This window comes from Bradyrhizobium sp. 87 (genome assembly GCF_023073015.1).
Taxonomy (GTDB): domain Bacteria; phylum Pseudomonadota; class Alphaproteobacteria; order Rhizobiales; family Xanthobacteraceae; genus Bradyrhizobium; species Bradyrhizobium canariense_D.
Window position 1 is genome coordinate 234,735 of the sequence record NZ_JADPIQ010000128.1, and the last position, 22,095, is coordinate 256,829.

Here is a 22,095-nt window from a genome sequence, read left to right on the forward strand (position 1 = left end):
AATGAAGAGGCTATCATGATTACTCGCAGATTGATTCTCGCCGGCGCCGCCGCGCTCGCGTTGACGACTTCGGCCTCCGCCGAAGACTGGAAAGCCAAATATCCCGAGCTGACCTTCGCGGTCATTCCGGCGGAAAACGCCTCGGGCGTGACCGAGCGCTGGGCGCCGTTCATGAGCTATCTCTCCAGGGAATTGGGCGTGAAAGTCACGCTGCGCATCGCCAACGACTACGCTGCCGTAATCGAAGGCCAGCGTGCCGGCAACATTCACATCGCGAGCTACGGCTCGGCCTCGTTCGCCCGCGCCCGCCTGACCGGCGTCAAGACCGACGCCTTCGCCAACGACATCAACTCCGACGGCTCCACCGGTTATTACTCGATGTTCTTCGTCAAGGCGAGCAGCGCCTACAAGAGCATCGACCAGCTCAAGGGCAAGAACCTCGGCCTGGTCGACCCGAACTCGACCTCCGGCAACAACGTGCCGCGCTTCGAGCTCGACAAGATGGGCATCGCGGACGCCGACACCTATTTCAGCAAGGTCGTCTTCACCGGAAGCCACGAGAACGCGATCCTGGCGCTGGCGCAGGGCACGGTCGACGTCGCGGCCAACCAGTGGACCAGCGACAACGACTCGACATTAGCGCAGATGCTGACCAAGGGCATGCTGAAGAATGCCGATGGCTCGGCGATGAAGAAGGATGATTTCCGCATCATCCACAAGTCGGCGCCGATCATCAACGGCCCCTATGCCTACAATTCTGACCTGCCGGAAGAGGCCAAGGCCGCCATCGCCAAGGCGTTCTTCGACGCGCCGGCCAAGGACAAGGCTGCGTTCCATCGCCTCCAGGACGGCCAGAAGAAGGGTTTTCATCCCGCGACCACCAAGGATTGGGATGGCACGATCGAGCTGATCAAGTTCGTCGATGCGCTGCGTAAGAAGAAGGCGTCCTGAGTTTCGGGACGATGCCACTGGAGCCGGGTCGATGGACCCGGCTCTTTCTCTTTGATTGACCATTTTCCTGCCCAAGATGACCGTCGCGGTTTCGATCCTCCCCGAGCAACAGCTCGCCGTGCTCAACGCCGCCTATCGCCAGGCGGTGGCGCGCAAGCGGCTCCGAATCCTGTCTGGAGCCGTGATCTTCGCCGCAGCACTGTGTCTGGCCGCGATCGGCGCTGAAGTGAATCTGCGCACGCTGTTCGCCCACTTTGGCAACTTCATCAGCTATTTCGACCGCATCCTCACACTCGACACCGGCCAGCGGGTCTGGACCGATGTCGGCGAGTGGCTGTGGGGCTGGCGCAAATGGCTGAGGATGCTGGGCGAGACTTTGCTGATCTCCTATGTCGGCACGCTGATCGGCGCGACTTTTGCGTTTTGCCTGAACTTCTTTGCGGCTGAAAACACCTCGCCCGCGCCGTGGTTGCGCTTCGTCGTGCGGCGCCTGCTCGAATTCGCCCGCACGGTCCCCGGCATCGTGTTTGCCCTGATCTTCGTGATCGCCTTCGGGCTGGGGCCGATGGCGGGCGTGCTGGCGATCGCGATTCACTCCACCGGCGCGCTTGGAAAGCTGTTCTCGGAGATCGTCGAGAACGCCGACATGAAACCGGTCGAAGGCGTCCGCTCGACCGGCGCGAGCTGGCTGTCCTGCATGCGCTTCGCCATCCTGCCGCAGGTCACGGCGGGCTATGCCAGCTACGCGCTGCTGCGTTTCGAGATCAACGTCCGCGAGGCCTCCGTGATGGGCTTCGTCGGTGCCGGCGGCATCGGCCAGGAGCTCGTCGTCGCCATCCGCAAGTTCTACTACTCGGACGTCAGCGCCATCCTGCTCACCATCATCGTCACGGTTTTCATTATCGACATCAGCACCGGCTGGCTGCGCGGCCGCCTGTTCGGCAAGGAGGCGCGGACGTGACGGGGCCGCAGGACATTGACACATCAGCGCTTCGCGCGCGCTACCCTGATGTGTTCGACCGGCCGGCTTCGGCGCGGCTCCCGATGCCGGCGATGATCGTCGCGGCGCTCGCGGTTCTGATTTATGGCCTCATCGATCTCGACTTCTCGCCGTCGCGGTTGTTCGCGGGGCTCAGCCAGCTCGGTTGGATCAGCCTGATGATGATCCCGCCGGATCCCGGCTCGTCGCTGCCGGTCTATCTGAAGGCGCTGGGCGAGACGCTGTCGATTGCGCTGCTCGGCACGACGCTGGCCGCGGTCTTCGCGCTGCCGGTCAGTCTTCTTGCCGCGCGCAATGTGGTGCCGTCGAGGATTTTGCGGTTTCCGGTGCGGCGCTTCCTGGATTCAATCCGCGGAGTCGACACGCTGATCTGGGCGCTGGTGTGGATCAACGTGGTCGGGCTCGGCCCGTTTGCCGGCGTGCTCGCTATTGCCGTGTCGGATTTCGGCGCGTTTGGAAAACTGTTCTCGGAGGCGATCGAGGGCGCCGACCAGAAGCAGGTCGAGGGCATCCGCGCCTCCGGCGGTAGCGCGCTGCACGAGATTCGCTTCGGCCTGCTGCCGCAGGTCCTGCCCGTGATTGCCGGGCAGGTGCTCTATTTCATCGAGTCGAATACGCGCTCGGCCACCATCATCGGCATCGTCGGCGCCGGCGGCATCGGCCTCCAGCTCGCCGAGCAGATCCGCGTGCTGGAATGGCAGAAGGTGTCGTTCCTGATCCTGATGATCCTGGTCGCAGTCGCCGCGATCGATTTCGTTTCGGGCAAATTGCGTTTTGCGATTATCGGGCGGCGGGCGGTGGCGTAACCTTCTTCCTTCTCCCCTTGTGGGAGAAGGTGGCGCGAAGCGCCGGATGAGGGGTCTGCATCCTCAATTCAGATCAGTGCGCGGAGGCAACCCCTCACCCGTCTCGCCGCTAGCGCGGCGAGCCACCCTCTCCCGCAAGGGGAGAGGGGCAGAGGGCAGCCAGTTCACCCGTTCTCCACCAGAAATTCCACCCGCTCCGCCGCAAAGCGCGAATGCTTGGTGACCAGCGGCTTGCCGTCGAGATCGTGATCGGTGGCGTCGACCACCAGGATCGGCCGTCCCAGCGCCAGATCGAGCCGTGCGGCGTCGGTTGCGTCGACGATACCGGCGGTGATCCGGGTCGCGCCGCGGCGATAGTCCCGGACGCCGTAATGCTCGAGCAATTTCGTCATCGAGCGGGTCGCGGCAAAGACGTCGCCCGCAGCGGGGAATAGCTGTGCCGATAGCCACGTCGTGGAGACACAGATCGGCGTGCGGTCGGCGAGGCGCATCGCCTCGATCCGGACCAGCGGTGCGCCGGTCTTGAGGCCAAGCTCCCGCGCGAGTTCGCGGGTCGCAACGTCAGCGGACGCCTCGATCAGCCGGCCATGCGGTTCGCGGCCGTCCGCGCCGACGATCTCGGAGAAACGGGTCCGCGAGCGCAGTGGATAAGCGAGCTTCTGCGCCTCGACATAGGTTCCGCTGCCGCGTTCTGCCCGCACGATGCCGCGCTCGGCAAGCGCGGCCAGCGCGCGTCGCACGGTGTGGCGGTTGACGCGATAGGTTTCGGCGATCTCCACCTCGCCCGGCAGCTTGTCGCCCGCCGCAAAGCGGCCGTCGGCGATGCCGCGCTCGATGCCGTCGGCAACGAGGCGCCACAACGCGACGCCGGAGGAGGCTGTGTCCTGCATGCTCATGTGGCCGGGAAGCTACTCCAGAAATCACGCCTTTGTCACGAAACAGTCATGGCGCTCCCGTATCAAGTTGTCTAGTATCATAGACAACTTGGATTCGGCAAGTTCTGCAGAGAAGTCGGTGGATGCGGTGACCCAGCACAATAATCAGCAAGCCCAGCGCAAGGCCGCAATGTCCGTGCTGGCGCACGCGGAGGCGGGCGAGATCGCCGCTCGCCTCCACGCTCTCGCTTTGCCGGCGCATCAGGATCTGCGCGCGCCGGAAAACGGCCTCGTCATGCTGCGCGGCCGGGTCGGCGGCGATGGTGCGCCGTTCAACCTCGGTGAAGCCACGGTGTCGCGCGCCGCGGTGCGGCTTGCGAGCGGCGAGGTCGGTTTCGGCTACACGCTCGGCCGCGACGGCGAGAAGGCGCGGCTGATCGCGCTGTGCGATGCCCTGGTGCAGTCCAGCGATTTCGGCGCCGCGGTGGAGCGGGACATTATCGCGCCGTTGCGTGAGCAGCTGATGGTCAGGCGCAAGCAGGTGGCGGCCCAGACCGCCGCGACGAAGGTTGATTTCTACACCATGGTGCGCGGTGAGGGGTGAGATCATGACCACGATTGCGGAACTGCCGCCGGGGTTCGCCGATAAGGTCTTGTCGGCGCAATCGACCTTTCGCTCGGTCATGGACGCGATGGCGCGGCCGGGATCGGTGCAGCGCATCGTGCCGACATCAGGAGCGCCTCGTGTGATGATGCGCGGGACGGCCGCGATCGCGCTGACGCTGTTCGATCACGACACGCCGCTCTGGCTCGATGCGCGCATGCATGAGACTTCCGACGTCGTGAAATGGCTGAAATTCCATACTGGTGCGCCGGTGGTGCAGGATTCTTCCATCGCCAGCTTCGCGCTGATCAGCGACGGCGGGGCGCTGCCTTCGCTGGAGCGCTTCGCGCTCGGCACCAGCGAATATCCGGATCGGTCGACCACGTTGATCCTGCAGGTCGAGAGTCTCGATTCGGGACGCAGCTTCGAGCTGCGCGGGCCCGGCATCGACGGCGTCGCCACGCTCCAGGCGTCGATCAAGCCGTTCGACGTGTTCGAGCGACTTCGTATTAACGAGGCGCTGTTTCCGCGCGGTATCGATGTGGTGCTGGTCGCCGATGACGCCATGGTTGCGATCCCGCGCACCACGCGTATCGTGAGCAGGGGAAGCTAAGCATGTATGTCGCAGTCAAAGGCGGCGAACGCGCCATCGAGAACGCCCATCGCCTGCTCGCCAGTGCGCGGCGTGGCGACCAAAGCGTTCCGGAAATCTCGCTCGACCAGATCTCCGAGCAGCTTGGTCTCGCCGTGGACCGCGTCATGAGCGAAGGCTCGCTCTATGACCGCGAGCTCGCGGCGCTCGCCATCAAGCAGGCGCGCGGCGATCTGATCGAGGCGATCTTCCTGGTCCGCGCCTTCCGCGCGACGCTGCCCCGCTTCGGCGCCAGCGAGCCGGTCGAGACCGGCGCGATGCGGATACGGCGGCGGGTGTCCTCGACCTTCAAGGACATTCCCGGCGGCCAGATCCTCGGCCCGACCTTCGACTATACCCACCGCCTGCTCGATCCCTCGCTCGCCGAGGGCTTTGTGCCGGAGACACCGGCGACGGCCGAAGCATCGTCTGCGCCAACCCCGCGGGTGACCGACATCCTCGGCCGCGACGGGCTGATCGAATCCTCGCCTCAGGCTGAGGACGGCGCCAGCGTCGGCGATCTCACTCGCGAGCCGCTCAATTTTCCCGCCGATCGTGACCTGCGCCTGCAAAATCTCGCGCGTGGCGACGAAGGTTTTCTGCTGGCGATGGGCTATTCCACCCAGCGCGGCTACGGCCGCAACCATCCCTTCGCCGGCGAGATTCGCTTCGGTGAGGTCGAGGTTGAATTCTCCGCGGAAGACGTCGGCTTCGCCGTGCCGCTCGGCTCGATCGAGCTCACCGAGTGTCAGATGGTCAATCAGTTCAAGGGCTCCGCGACGGAGGCGCCGTGCTTCACCCGCGGCTATGGCCTCGCCTTCGGCCAGAGCGAGCGCAAGACGATGTCGATGGCGCTGGTCGACCGCGCGTTGCGTGCGCGCGAGCTCGGCGAAGAGGCACTCGCCCCCGCGCAAGACGAAGAATTCGTGATGTCGCATTCGGACAACGTCCAGGCTACCGGCTTCGTCGAGCATCTGAAGCTACCGCATTATGTCGACTTCCAGTCTGAGCTCGGCCTGTTGCGCAAGCTGCGGAAGGAATTCACTGAGGCCAATGCGCCCGATGCCATGAAGGAGGCCGCGGAATGAACGCGCCCGCCTACAATTTCGCTTATCTCGACGAACAGACCAAGCGGATGATCCGCCGCGCGATCCTCAAGGCGATCGCGATCCCCGGCTATCAGGTGCCGTTCGCCAGCCGTGAAATGCCGATGCCCTATGGCTGGGGCACCGGCGGCGTGCAGGTGACGGCCGCGATCCTCGGGCCCGAGGACGTGCTGAAGGTGATCGACCAGGGCTCCGACGACACCACCAATGCGATCTCGATCAGGAAGTTCTTTGCCAAGACCGCCGGCGTCGCCACGACGACGGCGACGATCGATGCGACCGTGATCCAGACCCGCCACCGCATTCCGGAGACGTCGCTACACGCAAATCAGGTGCTGGTCTACCAGGTGCCGATCCCGGAGCCGCTGCGCTTCCTCGAGGCGCGCGAGACGGAGACGCGGCGCATGCACGCGCTCGCCGAATACGGCCTGATGCATGTGAAGCTCTACGAGGACATCGCCCGCTTCGGCCACATCGCGACGGCTTACGCCTATCCGGTGAAGATCAATGCGCGCTACGTGATGGACCCGTCGCCGACGCCCAAATTCGACAATCCCAAGATGGACAATTGCCCGGCGCTGCAACTGTTCGGCGCCGGCCGCGAGAAGCGCATCTATGCGATCCCGCCCTATACGCAAGTTGTGTCGCTCGACTTCGAGGACCATCCCTTCGAGCCGTACCGCTTCAACGCGCCGTGCGCGTTGTGCGCCGCTGAAAATTCCTACCTCGACGAGATCGTGACCGACGACAAGGGCGGGCGCATGTTCGTCTGCTCCGACACCGATTATTGCGAGGGACGTCAGGCCGCCGGCCATCACGGCAGCCTCAGCGCCGCGCCGTACAAGGACAAGGCGCAGGAGGCATCGAATGGCTGATCAAGACATGCTCGAGAACGACGAGCCGCTGCTGGTCGCAAAATCCCTCAGTAAGTCCTATGGCCGGATCGCGGCGTGCCGCGACGTGTCCTTTGCGCTCTACCCCGGCGAGGTGCTGGCGATCGTCGGCGAATCCGGCTCGGGCAAATCGACGCTGCTGCAGCTGCTGTCGGGTCAGCTCGCGGCCAGCGGCGGTGAGGTGTCCTACCGGATGCGCGATGGCGTCACCCGCGATCTCACCACGCTGGGCGAGGCCGAGCGGCGCTTCCTGTTTCGTACCGATTGGGGCTTCGTTCATCAGGATCCCGCGCAGGGGCTGCGCATGACCGTCTCGGCCGGCGCCAATGTCGGCGAGCGGCTGATGGCGGTGGGGTGGAATCACTACGGCCGCATCCGCGATACCGCGTCGGACTGGCTGACTCGCGTCGAGATCGACATCGCGCGCATCGACGATGCGCCGCGGACCTATTCCGGCGGCATGCGCCAGCGGCTCCAGATCGCCCGCAACCTCGTCACCGAGCCGCGGCTGGTGTTCATGGACGAGCCGACCGGCGGCCTCGATGTTTCCGTGCAAGCCCGTCTGCTCGACCTCGTGCGCAGCCTGGTCGCGGAGCTGCATCTCGCGGTCATCATCGTCACCCATGATCTCGCGGTCGCGCGCCTGCTGTCGCATCGGGTCATGGTCATGAAGGGCGGCCGAGTCATCGAGACCGGCCTCACCGATCAGGTGCTCGACGACCCCCGCGAGCCCTATACCCAGCTGCTCGTCTCCTCGATCCTGCCGCCATGAGCCTTCCAACGTAATGAGCCTTGCAAGAAGAGTTCTCCAATGACCGCCATGATCGACATCGCCGACGCCAACAAGACCTTCACGATGCACCTGCAAGGTGGCATCGAGCTGCCCGTGGTGCGCGGCGTGACCTTTCACGTCAATCCCGGCGAATGCGTCGTGCTGTCGGGGCCATCAGGCGCCGGAAAATCGTCGATCCTGAAGATGATCTTCGGCAATTATCGTTGCGATTCCGGCCGGATCGGCATCCACCATCGCGGCGCGCTGGTCGATCTCGCCACCGCCGAGCCGCGGCAGGTTCTCAACATCCGCCGCGCGACCATTGGCTATGTCAGCCAGTTCTTGCGCGCGGTGCCGCGCGTCGCGACCCTCGACGTGGTCGCCGAGCCGCTGATCGTCAACGGCCTGGCGCGCGCGGAGGCGCAAGCCCGTGCTGGCGAACTGTTGCATCGCCTCAACATCCCCGAGCGGCTCTGGCAGCTTCCGCCCGCGACCTTTTCCGGCGGCGAGCAGCAGCGCGTCAACATCGCGCGCGGCTTCATCTCGGATCTGCCGATCCTGCTGCTCGACGAGCCGACCGCGTCGCTCGACGCCGCCAACCGCGCCGTCGTGGTCGGGCTGGTAGCCGAAAAGAAGCGCCAGGGCGTCGCCATGGTCGCCATTGTCCATGACGACGAAATCCGTCATCAGATTGCCGACCGCACCGTCGACGTCACCAGCTTCGCCGCCGCGGCCTGAAGGAAATGGACATGAACGCCAAGAAGGACATCGTGATCGCCAACGCCAGGATCGTGCTGGCGGAACGGGTGATCGAGCAGGGCTGGCTTGCCCTCGCCGATGGACGCATTGCCGAGATCGGCGAGGGCAGGGCGCCCGCGGGGGCAGAGGATGCCGGCGGCGATCTGATCATGCCCGGCTTGATCGAGCTCCACACCGATCACCTCGAGGCGCATTACGTGCCGCGACCAAAAGTGTTCTGGAATCCAGTCGCCGCCGTCGTCTCCTATGACGGCCAGCTCGCGACATCAGGCATCACGACGGTGTTCGACTCGCTCCGGGTCTGGCGCGAGGATGGCGCCGAGGAAGTCGACGGCCGCGCCGGCACGCTTGCCGCCGCAATCACGACCGCTCGCGATGCTGACCTGCTCCGCGCCGATCACTTCCTGCATCTGCGCTGCGAAATCCCGATGCCGAGCGTGGTCGAGGAGGCCAGGGAGCTGATCGACCGTCCCGACGTGCGGCTGATGTCGCTGATGGACCACACCCCCGGCCAGCGCCAGTTCCGGGACGAAGGCAAGCTGCGCGACTATTATCGCGGTAAGGGCGGCGGCAAGACCGACGCCGAGCTCGACGAGCTGTTCGCGAAGCGCTTCGAATATCAGAAGGCCTATGCCGCGACCAACATGCGCGAGATCGTGGCGCTGGCCCACAAGTACAAGATCCCGCTGGCGAGCCATGACGACACCACTGAGGAGAACGTCGTGGACGCCGTGCGCGATGGCGTTTCGGTGGCGGAATTTCCGACCACGCTGGAGGCCGCGCGCGGCCTGCACGAGGCCGGCATCGACATCCTGATGGGCGCGCCGAACGTCGTGCGCGGCGGCTCGCATTCCGGCAATATCGCCGCGGTCGATCTCGCCCGCGAGGGCCTGCTCGACATCCTGTCGTCGGACTACATCCCCTCGAGCCTTCTGATGGCCGCGCTGCACTTGCCCGAGCACGTGCCCGCCATCACTCTTCCGGCGGCGATCCGCACCGTGACGAAGGCGCCCGCGGAGGCAGTCGGCCTGTCCGACCGCGGCGAGATCGCGATCGGCAAGCGTGCCGATCTGATCCGCGTGCATGTCGCGGGCCGCGTCCCCGCGGTCCGCAGCGTCTGGCGCGAAGGAAGCCGTGTCGCATGAGCGAGGCCGTCACCGTGGCGGGAAAGACAACGGGTGCGATCGGGCCCGGGCGGCTCGTGCTCGTGGTCGGTCCCAGCGGTGCCGGCAAGGACACGCTGCTGCGGCTGGCGCGGGCAGCCTGCATCGAGGATCACGACATCGTCTTCCCGCGCCGTGTCGTGACGCGGGAATCCTCGGCCGACGAAGACAATATTGCGGTGAGCCCTGACGAATTCCGTCGCGCGCGCGAGCATGGCGAATTCGCCGTGCATTGGGAGGCGCATGGGCATTGTTACGCGCTGCCGCTCGACCTCAACGACGATATTCGTGCCGGACGCGCCGTCGTGGCCAATGTTTCGCGCACGGTGATCGGCGTGCTGCGCCAGACCTATGCAAACGTCGTGGTGGTCGCGATCACGGCGCCTCCGGATGTGCTGGCGCAGCGGCTTGCCGCTCGCGCCCGGCACAGCGACGGCAATATCGCGGAACGGCTGACGCGCAGCGTCGACGACGCATCGACTCAGGCCGACGTCACCATCCTCAACGCCGGCAGCGCTGAGTATCACGGCCGCCAGCTTCTGCGCGTGATCAGGAACCAGGGCTGGCACGAATAGCCCGCACAACAAGGAGACTGGAATGTCGGTGATCGAAACGGTCGAGCAGCTGGAGGCCATCTACGGCGTCACCAACGACGCATCGATCGTGAAAGTCGCCGACCACGTCACCCCGCTCTATCGCGTCTTCATCGAAAAGGCGCCGTTCGCCGCGCTCGCTACCATCGGACCCGAGGGGATCGACTGCTCGCCGCGCGGCGATCTCTCCGGCTTCGTCCGCATTCATGACCCGAAGACGCTGATGCTGCCGGATCGCCGCGGCAACAACCGGGTCGATTCCTTGCGCAACATCGTGCGCGATCCCAGGGTATCGCTGATGTTCCTGATCCCCGGCTCCGGAAATGCGGTTCGGGCCAATGGCCGGGCGCATCTGTCCATCGATTCCGAATTGCTGGCCTCGTTCAAGGTCGACGGCAAGGCGCCGCGCAGCGTCATGGTGATGACGGTCGACGAAATTTACTTCCAGTGCGCCCGCGCCATCGTCCGCTCCGATCTCTGGAATCCCGACAAGCGCATCGACCCCAAGACGCTGCCGACGCCCGGCCAGATCCTCGCCGAGATGAGCGAGAACAAGGTCGGCGGCGCGGAGTATGATCGCGCCTGGCCGGAGCGTGCGGCCGCGACGATGTGGTGAGTTCGTTCTTCCCCTCTCCCCTTGCGGGAGAGGGTGGCTCGCCGCGTAGCGGCGAGACGGGTGAGGTCTCTCTCCGCGTGCGACTCTCTTGAGGATTCGCGGAGGCAAACCCCTCATCCGGCGCTTCGCGCCACCTTCTCCCGCAAGGGGAGAAGGAAGAACTCATCGCGAGATGAATTCGTTTGTCGGCGCTCGCACCCGGAGACGCGCCCCTGCGCGCTCATCGCAATTATGGATAGACATTTCATTGACCGTTCGCGCTAAACGCTCGATATTCGACGCATCGACACTGCTCCTTCGAGCCGAAGCCGCGATATGAGAACCGATCACCCGCGCAGTAACAATGACATGCATGCGTGCATGACGCGCCGCTGTTTCTCGGCGGCCACCGGCGCATGTTGTTGTTGCTGACCGCCGCCTCCTAGCAGCACCTCACCCAGCAAATCCCAAGAAGCAAATCCAAAGACAGGAACGCCGAGACCCGGCGGACGAGCAGTCATGTCCCGAACTCAATCGAATGCCTACGTCATCGAGATCCACGACCGCGCCGCCGGCATCGTCACGAGGGATACGCGCGGCTTCCGCTTCTTCTCCTCCGAGCGTCTGTTCGACAGCCTCGAAGGCCGCCAGTTCCGCTCGGCGCGCGAGGCGGAGCGCGCCGCCCGTGCGGTATTCTCCGAGCGGGGCCGGCGCGCGAACTGATCAGCTCCGGCGGCGCGCCCTGGTGCGTGCCGCCTTCTTTGCGGCGCTGGAGCGGGCCTTGGCGCCCTTGGTGCGGCTCGCCTTGCGCGCGGCGGCTGAACGCGACGCGGCCGTTCGCCGGCTCGCGGCACGTTTGCCCTGCTTCGACAGTGCACTGCGCGAGGCGGTCGAGCGCGGCTCCTTCTTCAAAACCTTTTCGACTGCTTGCGACACGCGCGGCCGGCGCTTCGGGGTGCGCTTGCCCTGACCGACCTCGTAGGCATATTTGGCGCTGCGTCGCGTCGATTTCTTGACGCTTTCCTTGCGCGGTGGCGGCAGATCGATGCCGGCGCGGCGCGCTTCGGAGAGACCGATGGCAATGGCCTGCTTCGTCGAGCGGGCGCCATGCTTGCCCTTGCGGATCTTGTCGATCTGGTCCTTGACGAATTCGCCGGCCTGCGTGCTTGCCGATTTACCGGCACGCTTGTCTTGCCTGGCTTTGCGAATGACTTCCTGTCTTGGCATGGGTCCTGTTCCCTCGATCTTCACAGGGATATCTGACCGCAACGCGCAAGATGGATGATTGATCCTGTCAGTTCCGGAGCGCAGCCAACAACTCATCCGGGCGTTCGGCCATGATCATGTGGCCCGCGCCGGGCACCACGACGGTCTTCGCATGCGGGATCGCGGCGGCAAGTGCCTTGCCGGCCTTCACCGGCGTCATCATGTCCCGTTCGCCGAGGATGAGCGTCGTGGGCACCTTCACGCTTGCGGCTGCTTGCAGCGCATTCGCGTAAGCATTGCAGGCCGACAAATCCCGGAACAGCACGCCCGGCTCGCAGTGTTTCAATACGGCCTGCGCCCCGCCATGCATCCACAGGCCCGGTGCGAGGCTGCCACCGAGCTCGGCGTTGAAGCCGAGGCCCCAGATCGAGACCATGTCGTTTGCATCCTGCGAATTGGCTTCGGCCGCCTTCAGCAGATCCGGGCCGACCGTCATGGTCGCGGCCGTGCCGATCAGGCTGAGCGCGGAAACCTTGTCGGGGTGACGTGCGGCCGTCTCCAGCGAGATCAGCGAGCCCATGGAATGGCCGATCAGATGCGCTTTCGTCACTCCGGCCGCATTGAGCAGGGCCGCCGTCCAGTCGGCCATCTCGGCGATGCTGCCGAGCGAAGGTCCGGGCGAGCGGCCGTGGCCGGGCAGATCCGGCGCCAGCACGCCAAAGCCATGATGGGCGAACCAGCGCGTGTGCAGCGCCCAGGTCGAATGATCGAAGCCGGCGCCGTGGAGGAAGGCGACCGCGGGCAGGGATCTGTCGAAGTCGCGGCCGCCGGTTGCGACCAGCACCTCGGCGCCGTTGACGGAGAGCTTCATGGTGTCAGACCTTTTGCGAGATGCGCAGCGCTTGGGTGAGATCGTCGACGATGTCGCTTGCGGTCTCGATGCCGACCGAGAGTCGCACCAGCTCCTCGCCGATGCCGGAGGCCTTGAGCTGCTCGGCGTCCATCTGCTGGTGTGTGGTCGAGGCGGGGTGGATCACCAGCGTCTTGGCGTCGCCGACATTGGCGAGATGGCTGATCATGCGCAGCGATTCGATGAACTTGCGGCCGGCGGGCCGCCCGCCCTTGATGCCGAAGGAGACGATCGAGCCGGCGCCGCGCGGCAGCAATTGTTTTGCGAGCTGGTAGTCCGCATGATCTTCCAGCGAGGGATGCAGCACCCAATCCACGGCCTTGTTGGACTTCAGTGCTTCCAGCACGAGCTGGGTGTTTTGCATATGGCGGTCCATGCGCACCCCGAGCGTCTCGACGCCCTGCAACAGCTGGAACGCGTTGGTCGGGGATAGACAAGCGCCGAAATCGCGCAGGCCTTCGGTACGCGCGCGCATGATGAAGGCGGCGGTGCCGAACTGCTCGTCGAAGACGATGCCGTGATAGCCGCCATAGGGCTCGGTCAGCACGCCGAATTTTCCGGATGAGCGCCAGTCAAAACGACCGCCGTCGACGATGGCGCCGCCGATCGCGATGCCGTGGCCGCCGATCCATTTGGTCGCCGAATGCATGACGATGTCGGCGCCGAGCTCGATCGGACGGCTGAGATAGGGCGTGGCAAAGGTGTTGTCGATCAGCAGCGGAATCTTCGCGTCATGCGCGATCGAAGCGACTTTCGGAATGTCCAGCACCTCGAGCCCGGGATTGCCGATGGTCTCGCCGATCATCAGCTTCGTGTTCGGCTTGATCGCCGCGCGGAACGCGTCGAGATCGCGCGGCTTGACGAACGTTGTGGTGATGCCGAAGCGCGGCAGCGTGTGCGCCAGCAAATTGATGGTGCCGCCATAGAGCGAGCTCGATGCCACGATATGGTCGCCGGCGTTCAGAAGCGTGGCGATGGCCAGATGCAGCGCCGCCATGCCGCTCGCGGTGCAGATCGCGCCGACGCCGCCTTCCAGCGCCGCAAGCCGTTCTTCCAGCACGCCGGTGGTCGGATTGGAGATGCGCGTATAGATGTGGCCGGCGCGTTCGAGATTGAACAGCGCGGCGGCGTGATCGGAATCCTGGAACACGTAGGACGTGGTCTGGTAGATCGGCACCGCGCGGGCGCCGGTCGCGGGATCCGGATGCTGGCCCGCATGCAGGCTCAGGGTCTCGAAGGCAGGCGGTTTTGGCGCGGGCATGCGGGGCCTCGTTGCTCGGTCGGCGGAGGCGGCTCTTGTGCCATAAAATGGCGCGCTGCGTCAGCCCATTGACAGCGTTGTCTAACCCCGGATCGCCTGCCCGATGATCCGCGCCTCCCGCAGCAGGATCTCCGCGACCTCCTGTTCGCGTCGTGGGCCGAGCCTGGTGCGAACGGCGGAGACGGTCATCGCGGCAGCGGGACGGCCGTCCGGGGTCTCGATCCAGGTCGAGATCGACTTCGTACCCTGCACGAGACCAATTTCCCTCATGCCGTATCCCAGCCGTCTTGCGGCGGTGACCTGGCCCAGCACCGTCGCAACATCGGTCCGGTAGGCCTCCAGTCTCTTCTCGTTGGCTGCGACGATTTTTCGCGCGTCCTGCGCCGGCATCGCGGCGAGGATGGCGACGCCTGCGCTGGAGACGCCGAGCGGTCGGCGCGCGCCGACCTCGATCGACAGCACCTGGATCGGATAGACGCCAATCCGGCGATCAACGCACAGCGTGTCGTTGCCGGTCCGCACCGTCAGGAACAGCGTGTCGCCGATCTCGGCCGAGGCGCGTTGCAGCGACGGATTTGCCGCGATCAGCAGCCGCGACGGCCGAGGCCGTGCGAGCGCGAGCTCCGGCACCTGGTTGCCGATCGCGTAGCGGCCGGTCCGGTCATGCCGTTCGACGATGCCTTCCTCGATCAGCACGTGGACGATGCGGTGCACGGTCGGGCGGGTGAGGCCGGTCGCCCGCACCACCTCGGCCAGCAGCACGCCGTCTTCGCGGCCTGCGGCAAGGATGCGCAGCACCGCGAGCGCGCGCCGGATCGCCTGCGCGCCCTGTCGCGGTCCCGTGATGCGGCGGGTGGATTTCGCGGAAGTCGTCTTGTCCATAATATGGACGAGAACGCCACAATTCACTCGACAGGTAAAGCGCCCATCTGGAGATTGCGCTCCGAATCGACATGCCGTGTACGACGTCAGGCAAATCGACGTAAAATTGGAAGCGCCGCCGGGAGGTTAACATGCGATTAATCTGGATTGCCCTAGCTGCCGCAGCGGCGATGTTGACGGGACCGGCGTCGGGCCAGCAATGGCCGGCGCGCAACGTCAAGCTGATCGTGCCCTATCCGGCCGGCGGCAATGTCGATAGCGCCGCGCGCATCATCGCGGACAAGCTCCAGGAAAAGCTCGGCCAGCCCTTCATCATCGAGAACAAGGCGGGCGCCGGCGGCATGATCGCGGGCGAGGCGTTCGCGAAATCCGCGCCCGACGGCTACACGCTGTTCGTCGGCGCCAACGGCCCGGTGCTGTTCGCGACCGAAATCAACAAGCGCGACGCCTACAATTGGAAGAAGGACTTCCTGCCGATCACGACGATCTCGATGACGTCGTTGGTGCTCGAGGTGCATCCGTCGGTGCAGGCGACCACCTTCAAGGAATTCATCGACCTCGCCAAGCGCGAGCCGGGCAAGCTGACGATGGCCTCGCCCGGCCCCGGCACCACCAATCATCTGCTCAGCGAGCTGATGCAGTCCAGCCTCGACCTGCAATGGGTCACCGCGCATTATCGCGGCAATGCGCCTGCCGTCAACGATCTCTTGGGCGGGCAGGTGCAGTTCGCGTTCGACCAGCTCACGGTCAGCCTGCAGCACATCAAGGCCGGTCTGTTCCGGGCGCTGGCCGTCACCAGCCCGCACCGCCTGAAGTCGCTGCCCGACGTGCCGACCTTCGCCGAGCTTGGTTACAAGGATTTTGACGGCCAGACCTTCACCGGCCTGTTCGCACCGGCAGGCACGCCGGCGCCCGTGATCGACAAGCTGCACGAGGCACTGACCGCGATCCTGAAGGACCCCGCCGTGGTCGACAAGTTCGAGAAGCTCGGCGGTGAAGCCGTCGCGATGACGCCCGACGAATTCAAGGCCTATCTCGCGCGCGAGGACGCCAAATGGATTCCGATCGTGCGCAAGGCCAACATCAAGGCGGATTGATCGATGCGGATCGACCCCAGCGAGCTCGGCGCCGAGCGCATCTACCGGCTGATGACCGGCATCGTGGTGCCGCGTCCGATCGCCTGGGTGACGAGCCTGTCGCGCGCAGGCGTGCTCAACCTCGCGCCGTTCAGCGCCTTCACCTTCGTCTCGCAGAAGCCGCCGATGCTCGCGATCAGCGTCGGCCGCAAGGGCGCGGACTACAAGGACACCGCGCATAACATCCTCGATACCGAGGAATACGTGATCCACATCGCCGATACCCCGCTGATGCAGGCGGTGCACGACTCATCGGTCGAGCATCCGCCCGAGATCAGCGAGGTCGCGGAGCTCGGCCTTGAGACGCTCCCGAGCGAGCGCATCAAGGTGCCGCGGCTCAGCGTTGCACCCGTTGCGATGGAGTGCCGCTTTCGGCAGTGCCTCGAATTCGGCGACGCCCGCAGCCGTCTCATCGTGGGCGAAGTCGTGATGTTCCACCTCCGCGACGGCCTCGTGAACGACGGCAAGGTCGAAACCGTCGCGCTCGATCCGATCGCGCGCATCGGCGGGCCGCGCTACGCCCGGCTCGGCGAGATCGTGACGCTGCACGGCGTGTTCCAGACTCCCAAATCGAAAGACTGAGCGCGCCGCCCCCGCGCGCGCCCCAAGACCATTGGAGAACGACCATGCGACTCCTAAGCTATCTCGTGGACGGAGAGCCGCGCTACGGTGCCGTCATGGAAGGCGGCGTCGTTGATCTGACCCGGCGGATCGGCCGCGACTTCTCCGATGTCAGGGCGCTGATCGCAGCCAACGCGCTGGCCGACGCGCAGGAAGCCGTCGCCGGACAAAAGCCGGACTACGCGCTGGAAGAGCTCGTGCTGCTTCCGCCGGTGCTGGCGCCGGAAAAGCTCTGGTGCATCGGAGTCAATTACGCCGAGCGCAATGCGGAGTATAAGGACAGCTCTGACCTGCCCAAATATCCCAGTCTGTTCGTGCGCAGCATGTCCTCGATGACGGGCTCAGGCCAGCCGCTGGAGAAGCCTCACGTCTCCGAGCAGCTCGACTATGAAGGCGAGCTCGTCATCGTGATTGGCCAGGGCGGCCGCCACATTCCGCGCGAAAAGGCCTGGGCGCACATCTTCGGCATGACGCTGTGCAACGAGGGCACGATCCGCGACTGGCTCCGCCACGGCAAGTTCAACGTCACGCAGGGCAAGAATTTCGACCGCTCCGGCAGCATCGGTCCGTGGATCGTCACCGCGGACGAGCTCGATCCGCGCGGGCCTCATGACATCGTCACGCGCGTCAACGGCGAGGTGCGGCAGCAGGACACCACCGAGCGGCTGATGTTCCCGTTCGATTTCCTGATCTCCTATCTCTCGACCTTCGCAACCCTCAAGCCCGGCGACATGATCGTGACGGGCACGCCGACCGGCGCCGGCGCCCGCTTCGACCCGCCGCGCTGGCTCAAAGTCGGTGACGTCGTCGAGGTCGAATCCAGCCGCATCGGCGTGCTGCGCAACACCGTCGCGGCGGAGCAATAGGTCATGCTGGATACTGCCACGATCGAACGTCTTGCCACGCGGCTCGACGAAGCCGAACGCACCAAGACGCTGATCACGATGTTTTCGAAAGACCATCCCGATTTCAGCATCGAGGATGCCTATGCCGTTCAGCGCGCCTGGACCAGACTCCAGCTCGGACGCGGCCGGGTCATCAAGGGCCACAAGATCGGCCTGACCTCGAAAGCGATGCAGAACGCGGTCGGCATTTCCGAACCCGATTACGGCGTGCTGTTCGCCGACATGTTCTATGCCGACGCCACGCCGATTCCGTTCGACCGCTTCCAGGCGCCGCGAATCGAGGTCGAGCTCGCCTTCGTGCTGAAGGCGCCGCTGCGCGGGCCCGATTGCACCATCTTCGACGTGCTCAACGCCACCGACTACGTCACCCCGGCGCTGGAGATCCTGGAGACGCGCATGCACCGCGTCGATCCCGAAACGGGCAAGGCGCGAAAGGTCATGGACACGATCTCGGACAACGCGGCGAACGCCGCGCTGGTGCTTGGCGGCCGGCCTTTCCGTCCGATGGACGCGGACATGCGCTGGATAGGCGCGCTGTTGTTCCGCAACGGCGAGGTCGAGGAAACCGGGCTTGCCGCCGGCGTGCTCAACCATCCCGCCAACGGCATTGCCTGGCTCGCCAACCGCCTCGCGCCGCATGACGAGCATCTGGCCGCCGGCGAGGTGGTGCTGGCGGGATCGTTCACGCGTCCGGTCGACATTCGCCGCGGCGACACGTTTCATGCCGATTATGGCGCGTTCGGCTCGGTGTCGTGCCAGTTCGTCTGAATCAACACATGAAAGGGAGCGCATCATGACCGGTCACACGCGGCGCAAGAGCATCCATATCGGCGGCTTCAAGCATGCCAACCCGATTCCGAACGCCTGCCGCATCGGCAATCTCGTGATGTCGGGCGTCATTCTCGGCCGCGATGCGACTGGTGCGATGCCCGAGAGCCTGGAGGCGCAATGTGCCAACATGTTCGCGCATATGAAGGCGACGGTCGAGGCTGCCGGCGGCACCACCGACGACATCATCAAGATGACGGTGTGGCTGAAGGACCGTACGCAGCGCGGCCCGGTCAATGTCGAGTGGCTGAAGATGTTTCCGGACGAGCATTCGCGCCCGGCGCGCCACGCGCTGCCGATGGACAACATGGACGGCGGCGCGCTGGTGCAGTGCGACTTCACCGCCGTAATCGACTGAGGGAGTTTTGCGCATGCCGACCTATCTTCCGTTCGACCCGAACCCGCGCCGCCCGGTCAAGGGGCCGCCGCCCAAATCCCTCGACAGCCAGTTTCACGTGCTCGGCCCCCTCGACAAATATCCGGAGCGTCCCGGTGCTGCCTATCGGATGCCGACCGCGACCTGGGAGGCGGCGCTGCGCGTGCACAAGACGCTCGGCATCGAGCGCGGCATCATCGTGCAGACCACGACGTATGGCGCCGACCATGCCGTCGTGCTCGACGGTCTCGCCGCGATGGGCCCGAACTATCGCGGCTGCGCCAACGCGCTGGTGTTCGCCGAGGCGAACGATTCGTATCTTGCCAAGCTGCATGATGCTGGGGTCCGCGGCGCGCGCTTCAGCTTCCGCCAGGAGCTCGGCGCTGTGCTGTCGGATGCCGATTTTGCCCGCGCGATTGCGCGCATCCGCGAGCTCGGCTGGTACGTCAAGATCCAGCCCGAGAAGGACGGCATCGTCTCCAGCGTCGCCAAATACGAGAATCTCGACGTGCCCGTGCTGATCGACCACATGGCACGGCCCGATCCTGAAGCCGGCAGGAACGATCCGAACCTGCGCAAGATGCTGGAGCTGCTCGGCAAGGGCAATTTCTGGGTGATGCTGTCGCTCGGCGAGAAGTCCTCGAAGCTCGGGCCGCCCTACGACGACGTCATCCCGATCGCGCGTGCCTATATCGAGGCAGCAGTCGACCGCTGCGTCTGGGCCAGCGACTGGCCGCACCCGGTCTCGGTCAAGCAGCCGCCCAACGACGCCGATCTGCTGGAGTTGATGTACCGCTACGCGCCCGACCAGTCGACGCTGGAGAAGATCCTGGTGCACAATCCGGCCAAGCTGTTCGGCTTTCCGGATTAGGGCGCTCACGGCCTGCCACGAGCGCAGCTTCACCGTCGCAACAATCGCACCCGCTCACCCCGCCAACCGGTCCCTTACCCCGGCTGCGATCTCGAACGAGCGCAGCCGTGCGGCGTGGTCGTAGATCTGCCCCGTCGTCATCAGCTCGTCCGCGCCGGTGTCGGCGATCAGCGCCTTCAGCTTCGCTTCGACCATGTCAGGCGTGCCGACCGCCGAGCACGACAGCGACTGGCCGACCATCGCCTTCTCGGCTGGCGACCACAGCGCGTCCATGTCGTCGACCGGCGGCGGCAGCGGGCCGGGCGTGCCGCGGCGCAGATTGATGAACTGCTGCTGCAGCGAGGAGAACATGCGCTGCGCGTCCGCGTCGCTGTCGGCGGCGAACACGTTGACGCCGACCATCGCATAGGGCTTGTCGAGCTGCGTCGAGGGTTCGAACCGCGCCCGATACTCCCGCAGCGCCGGCATCATCATTTGCGGTGCGAAGTGTGAAGCGAACGCGAACGGCAGGCCGAGCATCCCTGCGAGCTGCGCGCCAAAGGTGCTGGATCCCAGGATCCACAGCGGCACCTTCGTCCCCATGCCCGGCACGGCCCGGATGGCCTGGTTCGGCTGCACGTCGCCGAGCAGCGCCTGCAACTCCAGCACGTCCTGCGGAAAGTTTTCCGAACTCGTCGCGAGGTCGCGCCGCAGGGCGCGTGCGGTAAATTGGTCGGTGCCCGGTGCCCGCCCGAGCCCGAGATCGATCCGCCCGGGATAGAGCGAAGCCAGCGTGCCGAACTGCTCGGCGATGACGAGCGGCGAATGGTTCGGCAGCATGATCCCGCCGGACCCGACCCGGATCGTCTTCGTCCCGCCCGCGATATGCCCGATCACCACCGACGTCGCCGCGCTCGCGATCCCCGTCATGTTGTGATGCTCGGCCAGCCAGAACCGCTTGTATCCCCAGCCCTCCGCATGCTGCGCGAGATCGAGCGAATTGCGGAACGCTTGTGACGCATCGCCGCCTTGGCGGATGGGCGCGAGGTCGAGCACGGAGAAGGGGATCATGGAAGGGTCCGGATGGAGCGTGCGGTGGTAACGTGGACTCGACATGTAGGAGCCGGTCGCAGGAATACCAGCCGAAACGATCATGGTGCTGCGCCGGCGGCTCCATCGCGCGGAGACGGGGCCATCGCTGCGCTGCATGCGGCAAATTCGCCTGTATGGAAACCGCGGGCCGCATTGCCGCGTTGCCGGCCGGTTTGATCAACGGCGACGATTTTCATTTCGGGGGCTTTCTTTGGACAGATTCAACATTGGTGTTCATGTCGTTGCGCTGGCTGCGGCCTTCGCACTCGCCGTTCCCATTGGCTGGGACCGCGAGAAGCGGGCGCGAAGCGCGGGCTTGCGCACCTTTCCACTGGTCGCAATGGCAAGCTGCGGCTTCGTGCAGGCCAGCGAAAGCCTGCTCGTGCATTCGCCTGACGGAATGGCGAAGGTGATCGAGGGCCTCATCACCGGCATCGGCTTCATCGGCGGTGGCGCAATTCTCAAGCAGGGGAATTCGGTGCAGGGGACCGCGACGGCCGCGAGCCTCTGGGCGACCGGCGCCATCGGCGTCTCCGTCGGGCTCGGCGCTTTTGATGTCGCGGTGACGGTCGCCGTATTCACGTTCCTGACGCTTCGCTTGTTGACGCTGGTCAAGGAAGAAGACGATCACTGATGCATGTGCGAGCGGCCTGCACCCCGTTCACAACAACGTCATCGCGACCCGCTGCGTCCCCCGGCCCAACTGTGCGTCTGGCGCGTTTTCTTGTACACTCACTGAGCCTTTGGACGCTCGCCAGGAGGAACCGACATGACCACGGTCGTACTCAATCGCCGGAGCCTCCTCGCCGCGGGCGGCTCGATCCTCGCAACCGGGCTCTTGGCGACCGGCGTCCCCGGCCTGCTGTTGCCTGCACGCGCGGACGGCCTCGCACCGACCGAGACGATGTCTGGCGGGGCGAACAACTACCGCAAGGGCGCGGCGATCGTGGAGCGGATCGGAAAGGGTGGCTTCTGGATGAGCGGCACCGTGCGCCGCGCCGGCGACGGGACTCCCTTGGCCGGGCAGCGCATCCAGATCTGGGCGCACACGGTCGAAGGCCAGGAGCACGAGCCGCAGAGTCATGGCGCCACGCTCACCGACAAGGACGGCAAGTTCCGGCTCGAAATGCCGCAGATCATTCCCATCTTCGGCCAGCCGCATGGCCACCTCGCCTATGACAGCGGTGAATTCAAAACCGTCTTCCTGCGGCCGATAATGCGGAGCGCAAAGGAAACCAGCCTCGAGGCGCACTTCGTCCTGCAGCCGGCCTGATCGCATT

General features: G+C 65.3%; 28 protein-coding genes. 21 read left to right on the forward strand and 7 right to left on the reverse strand.

The genetic code is table 11. From position 1 onward, the window contains the following. The first annotated feature begins 15 nt into the window (after positions 1-15). The 3 genes from phnD to phnE (IVB50_RS32480) all read left to right on the forward strand — a co-directional run bounded on the left by phnD (position 16) and on the right by phnE (IVB50_RS32480) (position 2,757). On the forward strand, positions 16-951 hold the full coding sequence (gene phnD / locus IVB50_RS32470) for a phosphonate ABC transporter substrate-binding protein (protein ID WP_247299235.1): 936 nt from the start codon (positions 16-18) through the stop codon (positions 949-951). A 76-nt stretch (positions 952-1,027) separates the two neighbouring features. After that, on the forward strand, positions 1,028-1,912 hold the full coding sequence (phnE, locus tag IVB50_RS32475) for a phosphonate ABC transporter, permease protein PhnE (protein ID WP_026232456.1): 885 nt from the start codon (positions 1,028-1,030) through the stop codon (positions 1,910-1,912). Next, the gene (gene phnE, locus IVB50_RS32480; protein WP_026232457.1) at positions 1,909-2,757 is read left to right on the forward strand and encodes a phosphonate ABC transporter, permease protein PhnE; all 849 of its coding nucleotides are present in this window, start codon (positions 1,909-1,911) and stop codon (positions 2,755-2,757) included. Before phnE (IVB50_RS32475) ends, phnE (IVB50_RS32480) begins: the two co-directional genes overlap by 4 nt. A gap of 164 nt (positions 2,758-2,921) precedes the next feature. On the opposite strand, the gene phnF is transcribed toward phnE (IVB50_RS32480), so the two are convergent. Then, positions 2,922-3,653, reverse strand: a complete 732-nt coding sequence (gene phnF / locus IVB50_RS32485) for a phosphonate metabolism transcriptional regulator PhnF (protein ID WP_018453077.1) — start codon at positions 3,651-3,653, stop codon at positions 2,922-2,924. Between the two features lie 118 nt (positions 3,654-3,771). Between phnF and phnG the strand changes: the two genes are divergently transcribed. The 9 genes from phnG to IVB50_RS32530 are packed head-to-tail and all read left to right on the forward strand — an operon-like array spanning position 3,772 to position 10,769. After that, positions 3,772-4,236 (forward strand): phosphonate C-P lyase system protein PhnG, encoded by a 465-nt coding sequence (phnG, locus tag IVB50_RS32490; RefSeq protein ID WP_018453078.1) that lies wholly within the window; start codon positions 3,772-3,774, stop codon positions 4,234-4,236. Between the two features lie 4 nt (positions 4,237-4,240). Next, the gene (phnH, locus tag IVB50_RS32495; protein ID WP_018453079.1) at positions 4,241-4,849 is read left to right on the forward strand and encodes a phosphonate C-P lyase system protein PhnH; all 609 of its coding nucleotides are present in this window, start codon (positions 4,241-4,243) and stop codon (positions 4,847-4,849) included. Between the two features lie 2 nt (positions 4,850-4,851). Beyond that, a complete protein-coding gene (locus tag IVB50_RS32500) occupies positions 4,852-5,955 on the forward strand; it encodes a carbon-phosphorus lyase complex subunit PhnI (protein WP_018453080.1) in 1,104 nt (367 codons plus the stop codon). After that, entirely contained in the window at positions 5,952-6,848 is an 897-nt protein-coding gene (locus IVB50_RS32505; protein WP_018453081.1) for an alpha-D-ribose 1-methylphosphonate 5-phosphate C-P-lyase PhnJ, read from the forward strand. Before IVB50_RS32500 ends, IVB50_RS32505 begins: the two co-directional genes overlap by 4 nt. Next, entirely contained in the window at positions 6,841-7,638 is a 798-nt protein-coding gene (gene phnK / locus IVB50_RS32510) for a phosphonate C-P lyase system protein PhnK (protein ID WP_018453082.1), read from the forward strand. Before IVB50_RS32505 ends, phnK begins: the two co-directional genes overlap by 8 nt. A gap of 39 nt (positions 7,639-7,677) precedes the next feature. Beyond that, positions 7,678-8,376, forward strand: coding sequence for a phosphonate C-P lyase system protein PhnL (phnL, locus tag IVB50_RS32515; RefSeq protein ID WP_018453083.1), 699 nt, complete (start codon positions 7,678-7,680; stop codon positions 8,374-8,376). 11 nt (positions 8,377-8,387) lie between these two features. Next, positions 8,388-9,542 (forward strand): alpha-D-ribose 1-methylphosphonate 5-triphosphate diphosphatase, encoded by a 1,155-nt coding sequence (locus IVB50_RS32520; RefSeq protein ID WP_247299237.1) that lies wholly within the window; start codon positions 8,388-8,390, stop codon positions 9,540-9,542. Continuing rightward, the gene (gene phnN / locus IVB50_RS32525) at positions 9,539-10,135 is read left to right on the forward strand and encodes a phosphonate metabolism protein/1,5-bisphosphokinase (PRPP-forming) PhnN (RefSeq protein ID WP_018453085.1); all 597 of its coding nucleotides are present in this window, start codon (positions 9,539-9,541) and stop codon (positions 10,133-10,135) included. The genes IVB50_RS32520 and phnN overlap by 4 nt, the downstream gene beginning before the upstream one ends. Positions 10,136-10,157: 22 nt before the next feature. Then, positions 10,158-10,769 carry a pyridoxamine 5'-phosphate oxidase family protein gene (locus IVB50_RS32530; RefSeq protein WP_247299239.1) on the forward strand — a complete coding sequence of 204 codons (612 nt, stop codon included), beginning with the start codon at positions 10,158-10,160 and terminating at the stop codon, positions 10,767-10,769. A gap of 326 nt (positions 10,770-11,095) precedes the next feature. Here IVB50_RS32530 and IVB50_RS32535 read toward each other — a convergent pair whose 3' ends face one another. Next, the gene (locus tag IVB50_RS32535; RefSeq protein ID WP_247299241.1) at positions 11,096-11,269 is read right to left on the reverse strand and encodes a hypothetical protein; all 174 of its coding nucleotides are present in this window, start codon (positions 11,267-11,269) and stop codon (positions 11,096-11,098) included. Here IVB50_RS32535 and IVB50_RS32540 point away from each other — a divergent pair. Then, the gene (locus IVB50_RS32540; protein WP_018453086.1) at positions 11,268-11,471 is read left to right on the forward strand and encodes a hypothetical protein; all 204 of its coding nucleotides are present in this window, start codon (positions 11,268-11,270) and stop codon (positions 11,469-11,471) included. The genes IVB50_RS32535 and IVB50_RS32540 overlap by 2 nt on opposite strands. Here the strand turns inward: IVB50_RS32540 and IVB50_RS32545 are convergent, their stop codons facing one another. The 4 genes from IVB50_RS32545 to IVB50_RS32560 form a co-directional block, all read right to left on the reverse strand. Continuing rightward, positions 11,472-11,975 (reverse strand): DUF6496 domain-containing protein, encoded by a 504-nt coding sequence (locus IVB50_RS32545; protein WP_018453087.1) that lies wholly within the window; start codon positions 11,973-11,975, stop codon positions 11,472-11,474. A 67-nt stretch (positions 11,976-12,042) separates the two neighbouring features. Continuing rightward, on the reverse strand, positions 12,043-12,825 hold the full coding sequence (locus IVB50_RS32550; protein WP_018453088.1) for an alpha/beta hydrolase: 783 nt from the start codon (positions 12,823-12,825) through the stop codon (positions 12,043-12,045). A 4-nt stretch (positions 12,826-12,829) separates the two neighbouring features. After that, positions 12,830-14,125 carry an O-acetylhomoserine aminocarboxypropyltransferase gene (locus IVB50_RS32555; protein ID WP_018453089.1) on the reverse strand — a complete coding sequence of 432 codons (1,296 nt, stop codon included), beginning with the start codon at positions 14,123-14,125 and terminating at the stop codon, positions 12,830-12,832. An 81-nt stretch (positions 14,126-14,206) separates the two neighbouring features. Beyond that, a complete protein-coding gene (locus IVB50_RS32560) occupies positions 14,207-15,007 on the reverse strand; it encodes an IclR family transcriptional regulator (RefSeq protein ID WP_247299243.1) in 801 nt (266 codons plus the stop codon). Positions 15,008-15,138: 131 nt separating this feature from the next. On the opposite strand from IVB50_RS32560, the gene IVB50_RS32565 reads away from it, so the two are divergent. The 6 genes from IVB50_RS32565 to IVB50_RS32590 are packed head-to-tail and all read left to right on the forward strand — an operon-like array spanning position 15,139 to position 19,744. After that, the gene (locus IVB50_RS32565) at positions 15,139-16,104 is read left to right on the forward strand and encodes a tripartite tricarboxylate transporter substrate binding protein (RefSeq protein ID WP_026232459.1); all 966 of its coding nucleotides are present in this window, start codon (positions 15,139-15,141) and stop codon (positions 16,102-16,104) included. Positions 16,105-16,107: 3 nt separating this feature from the next. Next, positions 16,108-16,725: a flavin reductase family protein gene (locus tag IVB50_RS32570; protein ID WP_018453091.1), complete on the forward strand. Its 618-nt coding sequence runs from the start codon at positions 16,108-16,110 to the stop codon at positions 16,723-16,725. A gap of 44 nt (positions 16,726-16,769) precedes the next feature. After that, positions 16,770-17,630, forward strand: a complete 861-nt coding sequence (locus IVB50_RS32575) for a fumarylacetoacetate hydrolase family protein (RefSeq protein WP_018453092.1) — start codon at positions 16,770-16,772, stop codon at positions 17,628-17,630. A 3-nt stretch (positions 17,631-17,633) separates the two neighbouring features. Then, positions 17,634-18,437, forward strand: a complete 804-nt coding sequence (gene hpaH / locus IVB50_RS32580) for a 2-oxo-hept-4-ene-1,7-dioate hydratase (protein ID WP_018453093.1) — start codon at positions 17,634-17,636, stop codon at positions 18,435-18,437. Positions 18,438-18,462: 25 nt separating this feature from the next. Continuing rightward, on the forward strand, positions 18,463-18,855 hold the full coding sequence (locus IVB50_RS32585) for a RidA family protein (RefSeq protein ID WP_018453094.1): 393 nt from the start codon (positions 18,463-18,465) through the stop codon (positions 18,853-18,855). Between the two features lie 13 nt (positions 18,856-18,868). Next, complete coding sequence (locus IVB50_RS32590; RefSeq protein ID WP_018453095.1) at positions 18,869-19,744, forward strand: amidohydrolase family protein; 876 nt, start codon at positions 18,869-18,871, stop codon at positions 19,742-19,744. A 54-nt stretch (positions 19,745-19,798) separates the two neighbouring features. Here the strand turns inward: IVB50_RS32590 and IVB50_RS32595 are convergent, their stop codons facing one another. Then, positions 19,799-20,794, reverse strand: coding sequence for an LLM class flavin-dependent oxidoreductase (locus IVB50_RS32595; protein ID WP_026232460.1), 996 nt, complete (start codon positions 20,792-20,794; stop codon positions 19,799-19,801). Positions 20,795-21,026: 232 nt separating this feature from the next. On the opposite strand from IVB50_RS32595, the gene IVB50_RS32600 reads away from it, so the two are divergent. Together IVB50_RS32600 and IVB50_RS32605 are read left to right on the forward strand one after the other, a co-directional pair. Beyond that, a complete protein-coding gene (locus IVB50_RS32600) occupies positions 21,027-21,449 on the forward strand; it encodes an MgtC/SapB family protein (protein WP_018453097.1) in 423 nt (140 codons plus the stop codon). Positions 21,450-21,584: 135 nt separating this feature from the next. After that, positions 21,585-22,088, forward strand: coding sequence for a twin-arginine translocation pathway signal (locus IVB50_RS32605; RefSeq protein ID WP_018453098.1), 504 nt, complete (start codon positions 21,585-21,587; stop codon positions 22,086-22,088). Positions 22,089-22,095: the final 7 nt, after the last annotated feature.